Source organism: Roseateles sp., from assembly GCF_019237615.1.
Taxonomy (GTDB): domain Bacteria; phylum Pseudomonadota; class Gammaproteobacteria; order Burkholderiales; family Burkholderiaceae_C; genus Pelomonas.
In genome coordinates this window covers 21,511-36,639 of record NZ_JAFAGT010000051.1, presented here as the reverse complement: position 1 = coordinate 36,639, position 15,129 = coordinate 21,511, and the positions used below count along the sequence as shown (strand labels likewise).

Below are 15,129 nucleotides of genomic sequence, written 5' to 3'. Positions count from 1 at the left end.
CCAGACCAGCCGGGCCCGGTGCTCCTCGCCCAGCAGCGACTCCAGGTCCGAGGCCCGCAGCTCGATCTGCTTGCGATTGGGTTGCAGCAGCCGCGCCGCGCCTTCGCGCCGAGCCACGGCCCGGGCCTGCGCCGCCGCCCTGAGCTGTTGTTCGTCCACCGTCGCCAGGTCCTCGAACAGACCGGCCGACGCATCACCTTGGTGCCTGGCATCACTCATGCCTCAGCACATGCCAGTTTCGTGCCAGCAAAGGGCGGTGGAGAAAAACTCTCAGGCTCTCAGTCACCCTCACCGCCCAAGGGCTTGAGCTGTCGGCCGGCCGGCAGCGCGCGCAGGTACTTGAAGGTGCCGGTGGCGTGGGCGCAGAGCTTGCCGTCCGCGCCGAACACCGAGCCCTCGCAAAACGCCATGGTCGTCGAGCGGTGCAGCAGCTTCGCAGTGGCCCGCAGCTCGCCCTCGCCGGGGCGCATGAAGCTGGTCTTCATCTCCACGGTGACGACACCCGGGCCCAGGTCCGGCAGATGCCGGTGCACGCTGCGCGCCGCATGGGCCATGGCGACGTCCAGCAGTGTCATGACGACGCCGCCGTGCGCGACGCGCCAGGAGTTCAGGTGCTGCTCGACGATGCTGAGCCGCAACTCGGCCTCGCCGTCACCAATGGCATGCAGCGTGAGACCGAGTTGTTCAACGAAAGGGATGTGGACAGGAAACTCCATGGACCTCAGTTTCCATGAACGGCGCTGACGCCGCCGTCCACCGCCAGGATCTGGCCTGTGATGTGCTTGCCGGCGCGCGACGCGAACAGCAGCGCCGCACCCTTCAGGTCTTCATCGTCGCCCAGCCTGTTCAGCGGCGCATGCGCGGCCATCTTGTCGGCGCCCACCGTGCTGAGCAGGCCTTGCGTCATCCTGCTGGGGAAGAAGCCCGGCGCCAGCGCGTTGACGGTGATGCCGTAGCGGCCCCACTCGCCGGCCAGCGCGCGCGTGAAGTTCACGGCCGCGCCCTTGCTGGTGTTGTAGGCGATGGTCTTCATGGCACCGGTGTTGCCGGCCAGGCCGGCGATGGACGCCACGTTGATGATGCGGCCCGAGCGGCGCGGGATCATGCTGGCCTTGGCCACCGCCTGCGCGAAGACGAACAGGCTGCGGATGTTCAGGTCCATGACCTTGTCCCAGGCCTCGATGGGATGCTCCTCGGCCGGGGCGCCCCAGGTGGCGCCGGCGTTGTTGACGAGGATGTCGATCTGGCCGAGGCGCTCCATCGTTTCGTTGACGACGCGCTGGGCCTCGTCCGCCTTGGCGGCGTCGGCGGCGATCCAGCGCGCGTCTATGCCGCGGGCCTGCAGCAGGGCCGCGGCTTCCTCCAGGTCGCCCGCCTTGCGCGAGGTCAGCATGATCTTGGCGCCGGCATCTCCCAGCGCCTCGGCGATCTGCAGCCCCAGGCCGCGCGAGCCGCCGGTAACCAGGGCCACGTGGCCGCTCAGGTCGAAGAGGTCTTGGACTTTGGTGCTCATGTGGTCTCCTTAGAAATACTCGGCTTTCATCTCGCGGCACAGTGGCTCGCGCCGGGCGACGACGTCGAGCCAGGCGCCGATCTTGGGCAACTCGTAGGCGAAGAAATAGCGCGCCGCGGCACGCTTGCCGTGAGCGAAGTCGCTGTCACCCTCAACCGCGAGCACCACGTCCAGCCAGATCCAGGCCAGCACGGTGTGGCCGAAGGCCTGCATATAGGGTGTCGCGTTCGCCAGCGCCTCCTCGGGCTCGCCGCTGCTCCAGGCCTTCTTGGTGGCACCCCCCACCTGGGCGAGGGCCGCGGCGAGCTGGTTGGCCAGCGGCGCCCAGTCGGTCTGCATCGCACGGGCTATGGTGGCCTGCACGCGGTTGGCCAGCGCCGCGAGCGATGCCCCGCCCTGCTGCACGACCTTGCGGCCCAGCAGGTCCAGCGCCTGGATGCCGTGCGTGCCCTCGTGGATCATGTTCAGGCGGTTGTCGCGCCAATGCTGCTCGACGGGGAAGTCGCGCGTGTAGCCATAGCCACCCAGCACCTGGATGGCCAGCGAGTTGGCCTCGAGACACCATTCGCTGGGCCAGCTCTTGGCGATGGGAATGAGCACGTCCAGCAACGCCTGGGCCTCGGCCCTGTCCTCGCCGGTGTGCAGCTCGTCGACGAGGCGCGCGCAGTAGAGCTCGAAGGCCAGCGCGCCTTCGACGTAGCTCTTCTGCGCCAGCAGCATGCGGCGCACGTCGGCATGCTCGATGATGGGCCGCTGCGGGCTGGCAGCATCCTTGCCTGCCGCCGTCATGGGCCGGCCTTGCGGGCGCTGCCTGGCGTACTCCAGGCTGGCCTCGTAGCCCGCGTAGCCCAGCATGGTCGCGCCCAGGCCGACGCCGATGCGCATCTCGTTCATCATGAAGAACATGCAGCGCAGGCCCTCGCCGGGCCTGCCGACGAGATAGCCCACGGCACCGGCCTTGCCACCCGGCTGGAAGCGGCCCTCGCCGAAGTTCAGCAGGCAGTTGGTGGTGCCGCGGTGGCCCAGCTTGTGGTTGAGGCCGGCCAGCGCGATGTCGTTGCGCTCGCCGGTGAGCTGGCCATCCGCACCCACCATGCGCTTGGGCACGATGAAGAGGGAGATGCCCCTGGTGCCGGGAATCAGCTTGCCGTCCGGGCCGGGAATCTTGGCCAGCACCAGGTGGACGATGTTCCCGCGCAGCTCGTGCTCGCCGCCCGAGATCCACATCTTGTTGCCGCGCAGGCGGTAGCGGGCACCGAGAGGATCACTCTCGTCTTCCAGTTCGGCGCGCGTCGTCACGTCGGACAGCGACGAACCCGCCTGCGGCTCGGAGAGGCACATGGTGCCGAACCACTCGCCGGCCAGCAGCGCCTTGGCGAACACCTCGCGCTGGCGCTCGCTGCCATGCTCCATCAACAGGTTGGCGTTGCAGGTCGTCAGCACCGCATAGGAGCCGACATGGACGTTGGTCATGCTGACGAAGGTGTTGGCCGCCGTCTCGACAAGGCAGGGCAGCTGCATCCCGCCCACGCCGTAGTCGTGTGTCGCAGCCAGCATGCCGGACTCGACCAGCGCGTCCACCGCCTCCAGCGTGGCCGCTGGCAGGTGCACGCGCTCGCCGTCGAAGCGTGGCTCCTCGGTGTCCATCAGCCGGTAGCTGGGCGCGAACTTCTCGCGGGCGATGCGCTCGCAGGTGTCCAGCACGGCAGTGAAGGTCTCGCGCGAATGGTCGGCAAAGCGCTCGCGTGCCGTCAGGTCTTCGGCGCGGAGCCAGTCGTAGAGCAGGAATTCCAGGGTTGCACGCATCACGGCTGTTCCGCCTTGGTCACGGCCATCGTGCCGCTGGCCTTGGCCACGAGCCGGCGCTCGCCGCCGGCCACCGCGTACACCTCGGCCTCGGTGAAGGAGACTTGCCGGCCGGGCTTGACGACCCAGGCCTCGCATTCCAGCCGCTCGCCGCCGGCGCCGCGCAGCAGGCTGGTCTTGAACTCGGCCGTCAGCACCCAGTGGCCGTCGGCGGCCAGGGTCTGGGCCGCCGCGCCCATGGTGTGGTCGGCCAGTGCCGCAATGACGCCGGCATGCACGACGCCGGTGTGCTGGCGGTGGCGCGGCTGCACGGCCAGCCCGGTCCGCACGCGACCGGGTTCGACGGCCGTGGGCTCCACGCCCAGGTCGGCCATGAAGGGCGCCGAGCGGAAGAAGCCGCGCAGCGTGTCGAGGTCGACCTGCATTTTCAGTCCTGGGTCAGCTTGACGATGGTGCCCTGGGCCACGGCGCAGAGCTTCTCGACGCCGTCCCTGACCGCGAACACGTCGCAGCGGCAGACGGCCTGGGTGCGCCCCGCGTTCACCGCCTCGGCGCGCGCGATCAACAGCTCGCCGACGGCGGGGCGCAAATAATTGATCTTGTACTCGCTGGTCAGCGCATCGGACGCCAGCGCCGTGCCGCCCGCAAAGGTCAGCGCGTTGTCGGCCAGGTAGCTGAGCACGCCGCCATGCGCGAAGCCATGCTGCTGGAGCAGCTCCGGCTTCATCGCCAGCCGCAACTCGACGCGGCCCGGTGCCACGGCGCCGATCTCCACGCCGAGCAGGCGGCTGAAGGGCTGCGCGGCGAGGATCTCCGCGCCGCGCTTGACGAAGGCCTCAGGGGTCACAGGACCTCGAACACGCCCGCCGCGCCCATGCCGCCGCCGATGCACATGGTCACGCACACCTTCTTGGCGCCGCGGCGCTTGCCTTCGATGAGGGCGTGGCCCGTCAGGCGCTGGCCCGACACGCCATAGGGGTGGCCCACGGCGATGGCGCCGCCGTTGACGTTGAGGCGGTCCATGGGGATGCCCAGCGTGTCGGCGCAGTACAGCACCTGCACCGCGAAGGCCTCGTTCAGCTCCCACAGGTCGATGTCGGCGACCGTCAGGCCCAGCTTCTTCAGCACCTTGGGCACGGCGAACACGGGTCCTATGCCCATCTCGTCGGGCTCGCAGCCGGCGACGGCGAAGCCGAGGAAACGGCCCAGCGGCTTCAGGTTGTGCGTGGACGCGTACTGCTCGCTGACCAGCGCGCAGGCGCCCGCGCCATCGCTGAACTGGCTGGCATTGCCAGCGCTGATGACGCCGCCCGGCAACGCCGTGCGCAGGTCCTTGATGCTCTCGAAGGTGGTGCCCTCGCGCAGGCCCTCGTCGGCGCTGACGGTGACCTCCTTGCTCATCAGGCCCATGACCTTGTCGGCCACGCCCATGGTCGTCGTCACCGGGATCATCTCGTCGGCGAACTTGCCGGCGGCCTGGGCCGCGCAGGCCTTCTGCTGGCTGCCGGCGCCATAGTGGTCCATGCGCTCGCGCGAGATGTTGTAACGCTTGGCCACGTTCTCGGCGGTCTGCAGCATGGTCCAGTAGATCTCGGGCTTGAGCTTCAGCAGCGCCGGATCCGTCAGCATGTGCTTGTTCATCTCCTGCTGCACGCAGGAGATGCTCTCCACGCCGCCTGCGATGTAGACCTCGCCTTCGCCCGCGATGATGCGCTGGGCCGCCATCGCGATGGTCTGCAGGCCACTGGAGCAGAAGCGGTTGACGGTGACGCCGGAGACCGTGACCGGCAGGCCGGCTTTCAGCGCGATCTGGCGCGCGATGTTGGCGCCGGTGGCGCCCTCGGGGTTGGCGCAGCCCATCAGCACGTCTTCGATGGCGCCGGCCTCGATGCCGGCGCGCTCGACGGCCGCCTTGACGGCATGGCCGCCCAGCGTCGCGCCATGGGTCATGTTGAACGCGCCCTTCCAGCTCTTGGTCAGCGGGGTGCGGGCGGTGGAGACGATCAGTGCATTGCTCATGTCTTGTCCTTGATCAGGTGAAGCTCTTGCCTTCGGCCACCAGGCGCGCAAGCAGCGGCGCCGGCGTCCAGAACGCGCCGTCGTCCATCGGGTTCTTGGCAAAGCGCTTCATCGCCTGCACGACGTTGAAGAGGCCCACGGTGTCGGCGTAGCACATCGGGCCGCCGCGCCAGATCGGGAAGCCGTAGCCAGTGAGGTAGACCATGTCCACGTCCGACGCGCGCTGGGCGATGCCCTCCTCCAGCAGGTGCGCCGCCTCGTTGACCAGGGCGAACACCAGGCGGTGCACGATCTCCTCGTCGCTGATGTCGCGCGTCTTCGCGGCGATGGCCTCGCGGTGCTTGGCCAGCATCTCCTCGACGACCGGCGACGGGATCGCGTCGCGCTTGCCGGGCTGGTAGTCGTACCAGCCCGCCCCCGTCTTCTGGCCGAAGCGGCCCAGCTCGCACAGGCGGTCGGCGCTGGCCGAGTACTTCATGCCGGGCTTCTCGACATGGCGGCGCTTGCGGATGGCCCAGCCGATGTCGTTGCCGGCCAGGTCGCCCATGCGGAACGGCCCCATCGCGAAACCGAACTTCTCGGCCGCCTTGTCAACCTGGCTGGGGCTGCAGCCCTCGTCGAGCAGGAAGCCGGCCTGGCGGCTGTACTGCTCGATCATGCGGTTGCCGATGAAGCCGTCGCAGACGCCGGACACGACAGCCGTCTTCCTGATCTTCTTGGCCAGCGCCATGACCGTGGCCAGCACGTCCTTGGCCGTGGCCTTGCCGCGCACGACCTCCAGCAGCTTCATCACGTTGGCCGGGCTGAAGAAATGCATGCCCACCACGTCCTGCGGGCGCTTCGTGAACGAAGCAATCTTGTCGACGTCCAGCGTCGACGTATTGGACGCCAGGATGGCGCCGGGCTTGGCGACTTCATCCAGCTGCTTGAACACCGACTCCTTGACGGCGATCTCCTCGAAGACCGCCTCGATGATGAGGTCGGCGTCGGCCAGGTCGGCGTAGTTCAGCGTCGTGGTCAGCAGCGCCATGCGCTGCGCGTACTTGTCTTCCTTCAGCTTGCCCTTCTTGACCTGGGCCTCGTAGTTTTTCCTGATCGTCGCCACGCCGCGGTCAAGCGCTTCCTGCTTGGTCTCCAGCATCGTGACCGGGAGGCCCGCGTTCAGGAAGTTCATCGTGATGCCGCCACCCATGGTGCCGGCGCCGATGACGCCCACCTTGGCGATGGCGCGCAGCGGCGTGTCCTCGGGCACGTCGGCGATCTTGCTGGCGACGCGCTCGGCGAAGAACAGGTGGCGCAGCGCCTTGGATTCAGGCGTCAGCATCAGCGCGGCAAAGCCCTCTCGCTCCGCGCGCATGCCATCGTCGAACTTCAGCTTGACCGCGCCGGCCACCGCCTCGAGGCAGCGCAGCGGCGCCGGGAAGTTCTTGCTCATGCCGCCCACCATGTTGCGGGCGAACTGGAAGTAGGCGTCGGCATTGGGGTGGCGGGCCTTGAGCTCGCGCACCTTGGGCAGCGGGCGCTTCTCCGACACCTCTTCGGCGAACTTGACGGCCGCGTCGACCACGTCGGCATCGACGATCTTGTCGAACAGCTTCTGGCCCGGGACCATGGCCAGCATCTGCGCCTCCACGGGTTCGCCACTGACGATCATGTTCAGCGCCGGCTCCACGCCCAGCGCGCGCGGCAGCCGCTGGGTGCCGCCGGCGCCGGGCAGCAGGCCCAGCTTCACTTCGGGCAGCGCCACCTTGGTGCCGCTCTGCGCAATGCGGTAATGGCAGCCCAGGGCCAGCTCCAGGCCGCCACCCATGCAGACGCTGTGGATGGCCGCGACGATGGGCTTGTTGCAGGCCTCCACCAACGCGATCAGGCTCAACAGGTTGGGCTCGGCCAGCGCCTTGGGCGAGCCGAACTCCTTGATGTCCGCGCCACCGGAGAAGGCCTTGCCGGCCCCGGTGATGACGATGGCCTTGACGGCCGCATCGGCCTCGGCGCGCTCCACGCCGGCCGCCACGGCGGTACGGGTGGCGAAACCCAGGCCGTTGACCGGCGGGTTGTCGAGGGTGATCACGGCGACGCTGCCGCGGACTTCGTAATGGGCTGTCATGGGCACGACCTCGGTTGGCGGACCCCGCGTCTCCCGCGGCCGGCCCGGAAATAGAACGACCGTTCGATTCTAGGCAGCGCGGCTCGCGCCGGTTTGTCCCGGCAGTGACAACGCCTCAGCCCGGGCCGCGTCGCAGCACCACCGTGTCCTTGAAGGCCTGCGGCTTGTCCGTCGCTGGCGGGGGCTTCAGCAGAGACTCGGCATACTGCCGCGCCGCCTCGGCGGCGTCCTGCGCCGGCGCCGGCACGGGCGCATGGCGCGGCGCGGGCCGGATCGCGAGACGCAGCTCATGGGATTCGCGCTGCAGCTGCTCGATCTGCCGGCGCGCATGCGTGACCTGCTCCAGCACCTGCTGGCGCGAATGCTCGACATGCAGCACGCGCTGGCGCTCCAGCCGCAGACGATGCGAGCACCACGCGTACACGGCGCCCGCCGCCAGCACCGCGCCCAGCAGGAAGGCGCCCCCCATTTGCATGATCTGGCTGCCCGTCATCTTGTGCTCCCCGGCGCCCATGCCGGCGCCTGCGGGCTACTGTATCGACCGCCCCCGGCCTGTGCATGCAGCGGCAGGCGCCAACGAGCAGGGTTTCCCACGAGACATCATCAACCCGCAGCTCCCCGGGCAGCCACAATGCGGCCCGCCATGTCCCGCCTGATCCGCTTCGCCACCGCCCCCGGGCAGCGCCGCCTGTGGCGCGTGCTGCTCGCCGTCCTCCTTGTCGCCATCACCTGGCTGGCCCTCGTGCCCAACCCACCCCGGGCCGTCAGTACCGGCTGGGACAAGTCCAACCATGCCCTCGCCTTCGCATCGCTGGCATTTGCCAGCGTCTGGGCCGTGTGGCCGCGGCCGCGCCAATGGGGCTGGCTCGCCGCGACGCTGCTGGCCTACGGCGGCGCCATCGAGATCGCGCAGAGTTTCCTGCCACCGCGCACCGGCGACTGGTGGGACCTGCTGGCCGACGGCTGCGGCATCGCGCTGGGCCTGCTGGCGGCCTGGCCCGTCGCGGCCGGCGCGGCGCGCCAGCGCTGACGGGCCGCGCGGCGAGGCACGGCCGCCCGCCGCGAGCGCCACCACGCACCCAGGGGGTGCCGTCCTACAGCCAGCCGCCCTTCACTGACATACCGTTGGCAGCAGTTTGCGATACGGTCGCTGTCCATGCTGAACGAGCTGCTCCGCACCACCCGTGCCCACACGCTGGCCCTGGCTGCGCCCTTGTCCGACGAAGACGCCCAGTTGCAGTCCATGCCCGACGCCAGCCCGGCCAAATGGCATCTGGCCCACACGAGCTGGTTCTTCGAGACCCTGGTGCTGACGCCGTATCTGGACGGCTATCAGGTCTTCGACGAGCGCTGGCCCCGTCTCTTCAACTCCTATTACGAGAGCCTGGGTCCCCGCCATGCACGCCCGCAGCGCGGCCTGCTGAGCCGGCCCTCGCTCGCCGAGGTCAAGGCTTACCGCGCCCATGTGAACGCGGCCCTGGCCGACCTGCTGCCCCAGGCCCCCGCCGAAGCCCGCGCGCGGGTCGAGCTGGGCTGCCACCATGAGCAGCAGCACCAGGAGCTGCTGCTGACCGACATCCTGCATGCGTTCTCCTGCAATCCGTTGCTGCCGGCCTATGAAGCTACTGCGCAGCCCCCGACCGCGGCGCCGGAGCGGGCCTGGCTGGCACACCCGGGCGGCATCGTCGACCTCGGCCACGACGGCCATGGTTTCGCCTTCGACAACGAGGGGCCAAGACATCAGGCGCTGCTGACGCCCTTCGAGATCGGCAATCGCCTCGTCACCTGCGGCGAGTACGCCGACTTCATCGCCAGCGGCGGCTATCGCGAGCCGCTGCTGTGGCTGTCCGACGGCTGGGCCACCGTGCAGGCACAGGGCTGGCAGCGGCCGGCCTACTGGCTGGAGGATGGCCGTGTCTTCGGCCTGCAGGGTGCGCAGCCCATGGACGCGGACGCACCCGTCATGCAGCTCAGCTTCTACGAGGCCTGTGCCTTCGCCGAATGGGCCGGTGCCCGCCTGCCCACCGAGTACGAGTGGGAGGCGGCATGCGGCATGCCCGGCTTCGCGCAGGCCGCGACGCAGGCCTGGCAGTGGACACGTTCGAGCTATTCGCCCTACCCTGGCTTCCGGCCCGCGGCGGGCGCAGTCGGTGAATACAACGGCAAGTTCATGGTCGGCCAGCAGGTGTTGCGCGGCGGCAGCCTCGCGACGCCGCCTGGCCACGCGCGGCCGACCTACCGCAATTTCTTCCCGCCAGCCGCGCGCTGGCAGTTCAGCGGATTGAGGCTCGCACGATGAAACCAGGTATCGAATGGCAGCAGCCCCGGGCCGACGCCGACTGCGAACAGTTCGCGGCCGACCTGCACGAGGCCCTGGCCCGGGCACCCAAGGCCATCTCGCCCAAGTATTTCTACGACGAGACCGGCTCGCGCCTGTTCGAGCAGATCTGTGATTTGCCCGAGTACTACCCGACGCGCACCGAACTCGCGCTGCTACGCGGGCATGCAGCCGACATGGCCGCGCAGATGGGCGGGCAGGTGCAACTGGTGGAATACGGTGCCGGCGCGCTGCGCAAGGTGCGCCTGCTGCTGGACGCCATCCCGCGCGACAGCGTGCAGTTCGTGCCAGTGGACATCTCCGGCCCGCATCTGCTGGCCGCCTGCGATGGCCTGGCCGCTGACTACCCCGGACTCGCCATCCAGCCCCTGGTGGCCGACTTCACGCGCCCGCACGCGCTGCCGCCCTGTCCCGACGGCAGCCGCCGCGTGGGTTTCTTCCCGGGCTCCAGCATCGGCAACTTCACGCCCGCCGAGGCCGACGCCTTCCTGCGCCTGGCGGCCAGCGAGCTCCAGGGCGGAGGACTGCTGATCGGCATCGACCTCGTGAAGGACCACGAGGTGCTGCACGCGGCCTACAACGACGCGGCCGGCGTGACCGCGGCCTTCAACCTCAATGTGCTGGAGCGCGCGCGCAAGGAGCTGGGCGCGCAGTTCCCGGTGGACGGTTTCGAGCACCTGGCCTTCTACAACCCGGCCTACCGGCGCATCGAGATGCACCTGCGCGCGAGGCGGCCGCTGGAGCTGCGGCTGGGTGGCACCGCCTACGCCTTCCACGAGGGCGAGACGCTGCACACCGAGCATTCGCACAAGTACACGCTCGAGGGCTTTCAGGCACTCGCCGCACGGGCGGGATTCAGGCCGGGCAAGGCATGGACGGACGCGAACGGCTGGTTTGCCCTGCTGTGGCTGGAGGCGCTGCAGCGCGGGTGAGGCGCCGCTTCACCCGGCCGGCTCAGCGGGCCGGCAGGATGACGCCGTCGCAGGGCCCGAATCCGATGCGCCGGAATCCCGGCTTCTGCGCAAACGCGCGCAGGCCCAACTGGTCGCCGTCCAGCAGGAAGCTGCGCTGCTCGCCCTTGCCATCGGCGGTGGGCAGCGTGAGGGGCTGCTTGCCACCCTGTGTCAGCTCCAGCAGCGACCCCGCCTCCTCGGGCGACGGGCCGCTGATGGTGCCGGTGCCCAGCAGGTCACCGGGCTGCAGGTTGCAGCCGTTGCTGGCATGGTGGGTCAGCATCTGGGCCAGCGACCAGTAGGCGTGGCGCAGGTTGGAGCGCGAGATGCGCGTCGGCTCGGCCATCGCCGGCGTCCTGACCCAGACCTCCAGCTCGATGTCGTAACTCGCGCGGGAGCGGTGGGCCGGCGAGTCGAGATAGGGCAGCGGCTGGGGATCGCCCTCGGGCCGCGTGAACGGGATGCGAAAGGGTTCCAGCGCCTCCATCGTGACGATCCACGGCGAGATCGTCGTGCCGAAGTTCTTGGCCAGGAAGGGCCCCAGCGGCTGGTACTCCCAGGGCTGGATATCGCGGGCCGACCAGTCGTTCAGCAGCGTCAGGCCGAAGGCATGCTCGTCGGCCTCGTCGATGGAGAACGGCTCGCCCAGCGCATTGCCGGGGCCGACGAACAGGCCCATCTCCAGCTCGCAGTCGATGCGCGCGCTGGGCTTGAACACGGGCGCGTCGGCGTCAGGTGGCTTGACCTGGCCCTTGGGCCGGCGCAGCGGCGTGCCGCTGACGACGATGGACGAGCTGCGGCCGTGGTAGCCGATGGGCACCCATTGGTAGTTGGGCAGCAACGGGTTGTCGGGGCGGAACAGCCTGCCCACGGCACGGGCATGGTGGATGCCGGTGTAGAAGTCGGTGTAGTCGCCGATGCGGCAGGGCAGCGTGTACTCGGCCGCCGCCTGCGGCAGCAGCTCGACCTCGGGCGCGCCGGCCTTCAGCGTGTCGAACAGGCGGTGGCGCAGCGCGCGGCGCTCGCTGCTGGGGCGAGCCATCAGCCCGTTCAGCTCGGTGATGCCCCAGGCGCTCAGGTCCAGGATCTGGTCGCCTATGCCCACGCCCACGCGCCAGGGCTCCAGCGAGCCGGCGCGGCGGAAGCTGCAGAACGGCAGGTTCTGCAGCGGGAAGTCGGTGGCCGGGTCATTGGCCGAGGCGACCCAGGAGAGGGCCGCGGCGTCATGGGTGTGATCGATGCTCATGCTTTGAATTCTTCCTTCAGGCCTTGCCAGCAGTCGGCGTAGCTGGTCTCCAACGGCGCATCCTTCAGCGCCCAGGCCGTGGGCCTGAGCGGCCAGCGCGTTTCGAACATGAAGGCCAGCGTGGCCTCCAGCTTGTGCGGCTTCAAGTCGGCATGGCTGGCCTTGTCGAAGGCCTCGGTGTCGGGGCCATGCGGCACATAGCTGTTGTGCAGGCTGGCGCCGCCGGGCTTGAAACCCTCGGGCTTGGCGTCGTACTGGCCCAGCACCAGGCCCATGAACTCGCTCATCACGTTGCGGTGGTACCAGGGCGGCCTGAACGTGTCCTCCGCCACCATCCAGCGCGGCGGGAAGATGACGAAGTCCACGTTGGCCCAGCCAGGCGTGTCGCTGGGGCTGGTCAGCACCGTGAAGATGCTGGGGTCGGGGTGGTCGAAGCTGACGGTGTTGATCGTCATGAAGCGCGCCGTGTCGTAGCGGTAGGGCGTGAGGTTGCCATGCCAGGCGACGACATTGAAGGGGCTGTGCAGCTGCGTCGCGCGCCAGAGCTGGCCGCCATGGCGCTTGACGATCTCGTAGTCCCCCTGCTCCTGTTCATGCCAGGCCACCGGCGCCTCGAAGTCGCGCGCATTGGCCAGGCCGTTGGAGCCTATGGGCCCCAGCTCCGGCAGCCGGAAGGCCGCGCCGAAGTTCTCGCAGACGTAGCCGCGCGCCGTGCCGTCCAACGGATCGACCTTGAAAGCCATGCCGCGCGGCAGCAGCGCGATGGAGCCGGGCGCCACCTCCAGCCGGCCCAGCTCGGTCGTCACCAGCAGCCGGCCCTGCTGCGGCACCAGCAGCATCTCGGCATCGGCATTGACGAGGGCGCGACGCCCCATGGCCCGCGTCGCGACGTAGGCCAGTGCGCCCATGCCATGGAGGCCCGCCTCGCCGTTGACCGCATAGCTTCGCAGGCCGTCGACGAAGTCGCCCTCGCCTGCCGGCGGCGTCGGGCCCCAGCGCAGCGGGTCGGGCGGCGCGCTCTCGCCGGCCGCCGCGCCGCTCTTCCACAGCGCATGCGCCAGCGGCGCGTAGCCGCCGACCACCACGGAGGGCCGGCGACGGTACAGCCACGTGCGCTGGTTGTCGGCGCGCGGCGCGGTGAAGGCGCTGCCGGACAGCAGTTCGGCATAGAGGCCCAGCGGCGCGCGCTGCGGGCTGTTGCGGCCTATGGGCAGCGCGCCGGGCACGGCCTCGCTGCTGTGCTGGTTGCCAAAGCCGGTGAGGTAGGTCAGTTCAGTCATGGTGTTCGCTGACGAGGACATCGCTCGAATCGCGCGCGAGCGCGAAGGCCTGTCTCAGCACCTCGCGGTCGCCGATGTGGTTGCACAGGATCAGGGTCAGCCGGGCCAGCCAGTCGGCGGCCTGCTCATCGCTCAGGCCGGCCTGGGCGGCGATCAGCTCGGCGTAGAAGGCATCCGCCTCGCGGCCGAAGTTTGGAGTCAGGTTCAAGGGGCTCACAAGGCTCTCCCATGGGCGCGGGCCAGCGCGGCGCGCAGGGCTGCGGCATCGAAGTGCCGCCAGCGCGCGGCCACGACGGCGTCGGGGCGTATCAGGTAGACGCTGCCCGGCTCGGCTGCATAGCGCTGCGCGGCAAGGCCGTCGAGGGGCAGCGTGAGCAGGCGGCCGTTGAAATCCGCCGCGGCGCCGAAGGCCAGCAGCGTGAAGCCGCCATGCCGCAGCTGCTCGCCGAGCCAGCCGCCGTCCAGCGGCGCATCGGGCGCGTGGCAGCCCGGCGCGGGGCCGCCGGGCCAGGCCTCGATGTCGGGCGTGTTCAGCGGCGAGTCGGGGCAGTCGGTCGGCATGGACAGCCGCCCGCTGTTGACCAGCGGCTTCGCGAACTCCGCGTGCGCCGCCAGGTCCAGCGCCGCCCGGCGCAATCGCCGGCTCAGCGCGCTCTTGGGACTGATGAAGTCGGTGGCGCGCGTGGAGTGGCCGATGTTGTCCACGGCGGCCGTGATGCGCTCGGCTTCGTAGCTGTCCAGCAGCGCCTCGCCCGCCTCGCCCCTCAGCATGGCGGCCAGCTTCCAGCCGAGGTTGTCGGCGTCCTGCACGCCGCTGTTGGCGCCGCGCGCGCCGAACGGCGAGACCTGGTGGGCCGCATCCCCCGCCAGAAGAACGCGGCCGACGCGGAAGCGCTCGGCGCGGCGGCAGCAGAACTGGTAGATGGACGACCAGACCAGCTCGAACCGATGGGTGTCCAGCATCGCGGCGACGCGCGCCCTGATGCGGCCCGAGTCGCGCTCGACCTCGACGTTGGCCTCGCGGCCCAGCTGGAAGTCGATGCGCCACAGGCCGTCGGCCTGCGCATGCAGCAGCACGGACTGGCCCGGGTGGAAGGGTGGATCGAACCAGAACCAGCGCTCGGGCCGTGTCGGGTCCAGCCCGCGCGGCCGCTCGCCCGCGCCCAGGCGCACGTCGGCGATCAGGAAGCGGTCCTCGAAGACCTGGCCCTGGAAGCCCAGCCCCAGCAAGGTGCGCGTGGGGCTGCGCGCGCCGTCGCAGGCAACCACCCAGTCGGCCCGCATGTCGAACAGGCCGTCGGGCGTCCGCACGTTCAGCGTGACGCCCGCCTCATCCTGCTCCAGCCCGATCAGCTCGTGCCGGCCGCGCAGCTCGATGCGCGGGTCCAGTTGCACGGCTCGCACGAGGCGCGCCTCGACCTGGTCCTGCTGCAGGTTGACCATGGCCGGCATCTTGTGATGGCTCTCGGGCAGCAGGTCGAAGGCGTAGGCCTCGCGCTCGCCATGGAAGACGCGGCCGCGCTGCCAGCGCACGCCCTCGCGCGCGACGCCCTCGCCGACGCCCAGCCGATCGAACACCTCCAGCGTCTTCTTGGCCCAGCAGACGGCTCGCGATCCCTCGCCGATGCGGTCGCTGTCGTCGATGACAACGACCGGCACGTCACGCTTGGCGAGGTCCAACGCCAGCGTCAACCCCACCGGACCGGCGCCGACGATCACGACGGGCCGGCGCTGCGGCTGGCCCGAGCGTTGCTCCAGGCTCTGGTGATAGGGATAGCGAGGCAGATCCATGTCAGCGCTTCCGTTTTGCAGGCCGGGCGCGGGGGCGCCCCCGCGCCGGTCCGCACACGTGATGTGCTTGCGGCGC

The 15,129-nt window shown here is 69.8% G+C and carries 15 protein-coding genes and 1 pseudogene; 3 read left to right on the top strand and 13 right to left on the bottom strand.

What is annotated here, in order from left to right:
• The 9 genes and pseudogenes from JOY88_RS09385 to JOY88_RS09345 form a co-directional block, all read right to left on the bottom strand.
• Positions 1–219, bottom strand: a pseudogene (locus tag JOY88_RS09385) (IS5/IS1182 family transposase); the annotation flags it as partial.
• Positions 220–278: 59 nt separating this feature from the next.
• Complete coding sequence (locus JOY88_RS09380; RefSeq protein ID WP_293501999.1) at positions 279–716, bottom strand: PaaI family thioesterase; 438 nt, start codon at positions 714–716, stop codon at positions 279–281.
• Between the two features lie 5 nt (positions 717–721).
• A complete protein-coding gene (locus tag JOY88_RS09375; RefSeq protein WP_293501998.1) occupies positions 722–1,513 on the bottom strand; it encodes an SDR family oxidoreductase in 792 nt (263 codons plus the stop codon).
• Between the two features lie 9 nt (positions 1,514–1,522).
• Positions 1,523–3,319 carry an acyl-CoA dehydrogenase gene (locus JOY88_RS09370; RefSeq protein ID WP_293501997.1) on the bottom strand — a complete coding sequence of 599 codons (1,797 nt, stop codon included), beginning with the start codon at positions 3,317–3,319 and terminating at the stop codon, positions 1,523–1,525.
• Positions 3,319–3,744 carry a PaaI family thioesterase gene (locus JOY88_RS09365; RefSeq protein WP_293501996.1) on the bottom strand — a complete coding sequence of 142 codons (426 nt, stop codon included), beginning with the start codon at positions 3,742–3,744 and terminating at the stop codon, positions 3,319–3,321. Before JOY88_RS09365 ends, JOY88_RS09370 begins: the two co-directional genes overlap by 1 nt.
• Positions 3,745–3,746: 2 nt before the next feature.
• Complete coding sequence (locus JOY88_RS09360; RefSeq protein WP_293501995.1) at positions 3,747–4,166, bottom strand: PaaI family thioesterase; 420 nt, start codon at positions 4,164–4,166, stop codon at positions 3,747–3,749.
• Entirely contained in the window at positions 4,163–5,338 is a 1,176-nt protein-coding gene (locus JOY88_RS09355) for an acetyl-CoA C-acyltransferase (protein WP_293501994.1), read from the bottom strand. The genes JOY88_RS09360 and JOY88_RS09355 overlap by 4 nt, the downstream gene beginning before the upstream one ends.
• A 13-nt stretch (positions 5,339–5,351) precedes the next feature.
• Positions 5,352–7,445 carry a 3-hydroxyacyl-CoA dehydrogenase NAD-binding domain-containing protein gene (locus JOY88_RS09350; RefSeq protein WP_293501993.1) on the bottom strand — a complete coding sequence of 698 codons (2,094 nt, stop codon included), beginning with the start codon at positions 7,443–7,445 and terminating at the stop codon, positions 5,352–5,354.
• 115 nt (positions 7,446–7,560) lie between these two features.
• The gene (locus JOY88_RS09345) at positions 7,561–7,938 is read right to left on the bottom strand and encodes a hypothetical protein (protein ID WP_293501992.1); all 378 of its coding nucleotides are present in this window, start codon (positions 7,936–7,938) and stop codon (positions 7,561–7,563) included.
• A 150-nt stretch (positions 7,939–8,088) separates the two neighbouring features.
• Between JOY88_RS09345 and JOY88_RS09340 the strand changes: the two genes are divergently transcribed.
• From JOY88_RS09340 to egtD, 3 genes are all read left to right on the top strand, one after another.
• On the top strand, positions 8,089–8,475 hold the full coding sequence (locus tag JOY88_RS09340; RefSeq protein WP_293501991.1) for a VanZ family protein: 387 nt from the start codon (positions 8,089–8,091) through the stop codon (positions 8,473–8,475).
• Between the two features lie 126 nt (positions 8,476–8,601).
• A complete protein-coding gene (gene egtB / locus JOY88_RS09335; RefSeq protein ID WP_293501990.1) occupies positions 8,602–9,744 on the top strand; it encodes an ergothioneine biosynthesis protein EgtB in 1,143 nt (380 codons plus the stop codon).
• A complete protein-coding gene (gene egtD, locus JOY88_RS09330) occupies positions 9,741–10,715 on the top strand; it encodes an L-histidine N(alpha)-methyltransferase (protein ID WP_293501989.1) in 975 nt (324 codons plus the stop codon). Before egtB ends, egtD begins: the two co-directional genes overlap by 4 nt.
• 22 nt (positions 10,716–10,737) lie before the next feature.
• Here the strand turns inward: egtD and fahA are convergent, their stop codons facing one another.
• The 4 genes from fahA to JOY88_RS09310 are packed head-to-tail and all read right to left on the bottom strand — an operon-like array spanning position 10,738 to position 15,053.
• Positions 10,738–11,982 (bottom strand): fumarylacetoacetase, encoded by a 1,245-nt coding sequence (gene fahA, locus JOY88_RS09325; protein WP_293501988.1) that lies wholly within the window; start codon positions 11,980–11,982, stop codon positions 10,738–10,740.
• A complete protein-coding gene (hmgA, locus tag JOY88_RS09320; protein ID WP_293501987.1) occupies positions 11,979–13,262 on the bottom strand; it encodes a homogentisate 1,2-dioxygenase in 1,284 nt (427 codons plus the stop codon). The genes fahA and hmgA overlap by 4 nt, the downstream gene beginning before the upstream one ends.
• On the bottom strand, positions 13,255–13,479 hold the full coding sequence (locus tag JOY88_RS09315) for a DUF2783 domain-containing protein (protein ID WP_293501986.1): 225 nt from the start codon (positions 13,477–13,479) through the stop codon (positions 13,255–13,257). The genes hmgA and JOY88_RS09315 overlap by 8 nt, the downstream gene beginning before the upstream one ends.
• A complete protein-coding gene (locus JOY88_RS09310; RefSeq protein ID WP_293501985.1) occupies positions 13,476–15,053 on the bottom strand; it encodes an FAD-dependent oxidoreductase in 1,578 nt (525 codons plus the stop codon). Before JOY88_RS09310 ends, JOY88_RS09315 begins: the two co-directional genes overlap by 4 nt.
• Between the last annotated feature and the right edge of the window lie 76 nt (positions 15,054–15,129).

Bases quoted from the DNA above. Each gene is read 5' to 3' on its own strand.
- hmgA (WP_293501987.1), bottom strand. From the start codon at position 13,262: ATGACTGAACTGACCTACCTCACCGGCTTTGGCAACCAGCACAGCAGC.
- JOY88_RS09310 (WP_293501985.1), bottom strand. From the start codon at position 15,053: ATGGATCTGCCTCGCTATCCCTATCACCAGAGCCTGGAGCAACGCTCG.
- JOY88_RS09355 (WP_293501994.1), bottom strand. From the start codon at position 5,338: ATGAGCAATGCACTGATCGTCTCCACCGCCCGCACCCCGCTGACCAAG.
- JOY88_RS09350 (WP_293501993.1), bottom strand. From the start codon at position 7,445: ATGACAGCCCATTACGAAGTCCGCGGCAGCGTCGCCGTGATCACCCTC.
- egtD (WP_293501989.1), top strand. From the start codon at position 9,741: ATGAAACCAGGTATCGAATGGCAGCAGCCCCGGGCCGACGCCGACTGC.
- fahA (WP_293501988.1), bottom strand. From the start codon at position 11,982: ATGAGCATCGATCACACCCATGACGCCGCGGCCCTCTCCTGGGTCGCC.
- egtB (WP_293501990.1), top strand. From the start codon at position 8,602: ATGCTGAACGAGCTGCTCCGCACCACCCGTGCCCACACGCTGGCCCTG.
- JOY88_RS09380 (WP_293501999.1), bottom strand. From the start codon at position 716: ATGGAGTTTCCTGTCCACATCCCTTTCGTTGAACAACTCGGTCTCACG.
- JOY88_RS09345 (WP_293501992.1), bottom strand. From the start codon at position 7,938: ATGACGGGCAGCCAGATCATGCAAATGGGGGGCGCCTTCCTGCTGGGC.
- JOY88_RS09375 (WP_293501998.1), bottom strand. From the start codon at position 1,513: ATGAGCACCAAAGTCCAAGACCTCTTCGACCTGAGCGGCCACGTGGCC.
- JOY88_RS09340 (WP_293501991.1), top strand. From the start codon at position 8,089: ATGTCCCGCCTGATCCGCTTCGCCACCGCCCCCGGGCAGCGCCGCCTG.
- JOY88_RS09370 (WP_293501997.1), bottom strand. From the start codon at position 3,319: ATGCGTGCAACCCTGGAATTCCTGCTCTACGACTGGCTCCGCGCCGAA.
- JOY88_RS09365 (WP_293501996.1), bottom strand. From the start codon at position 3,744: ATGCAGGTCGACCTCGACACGCTGCGCGGCTTCTTCCGCTCGGCGCCC.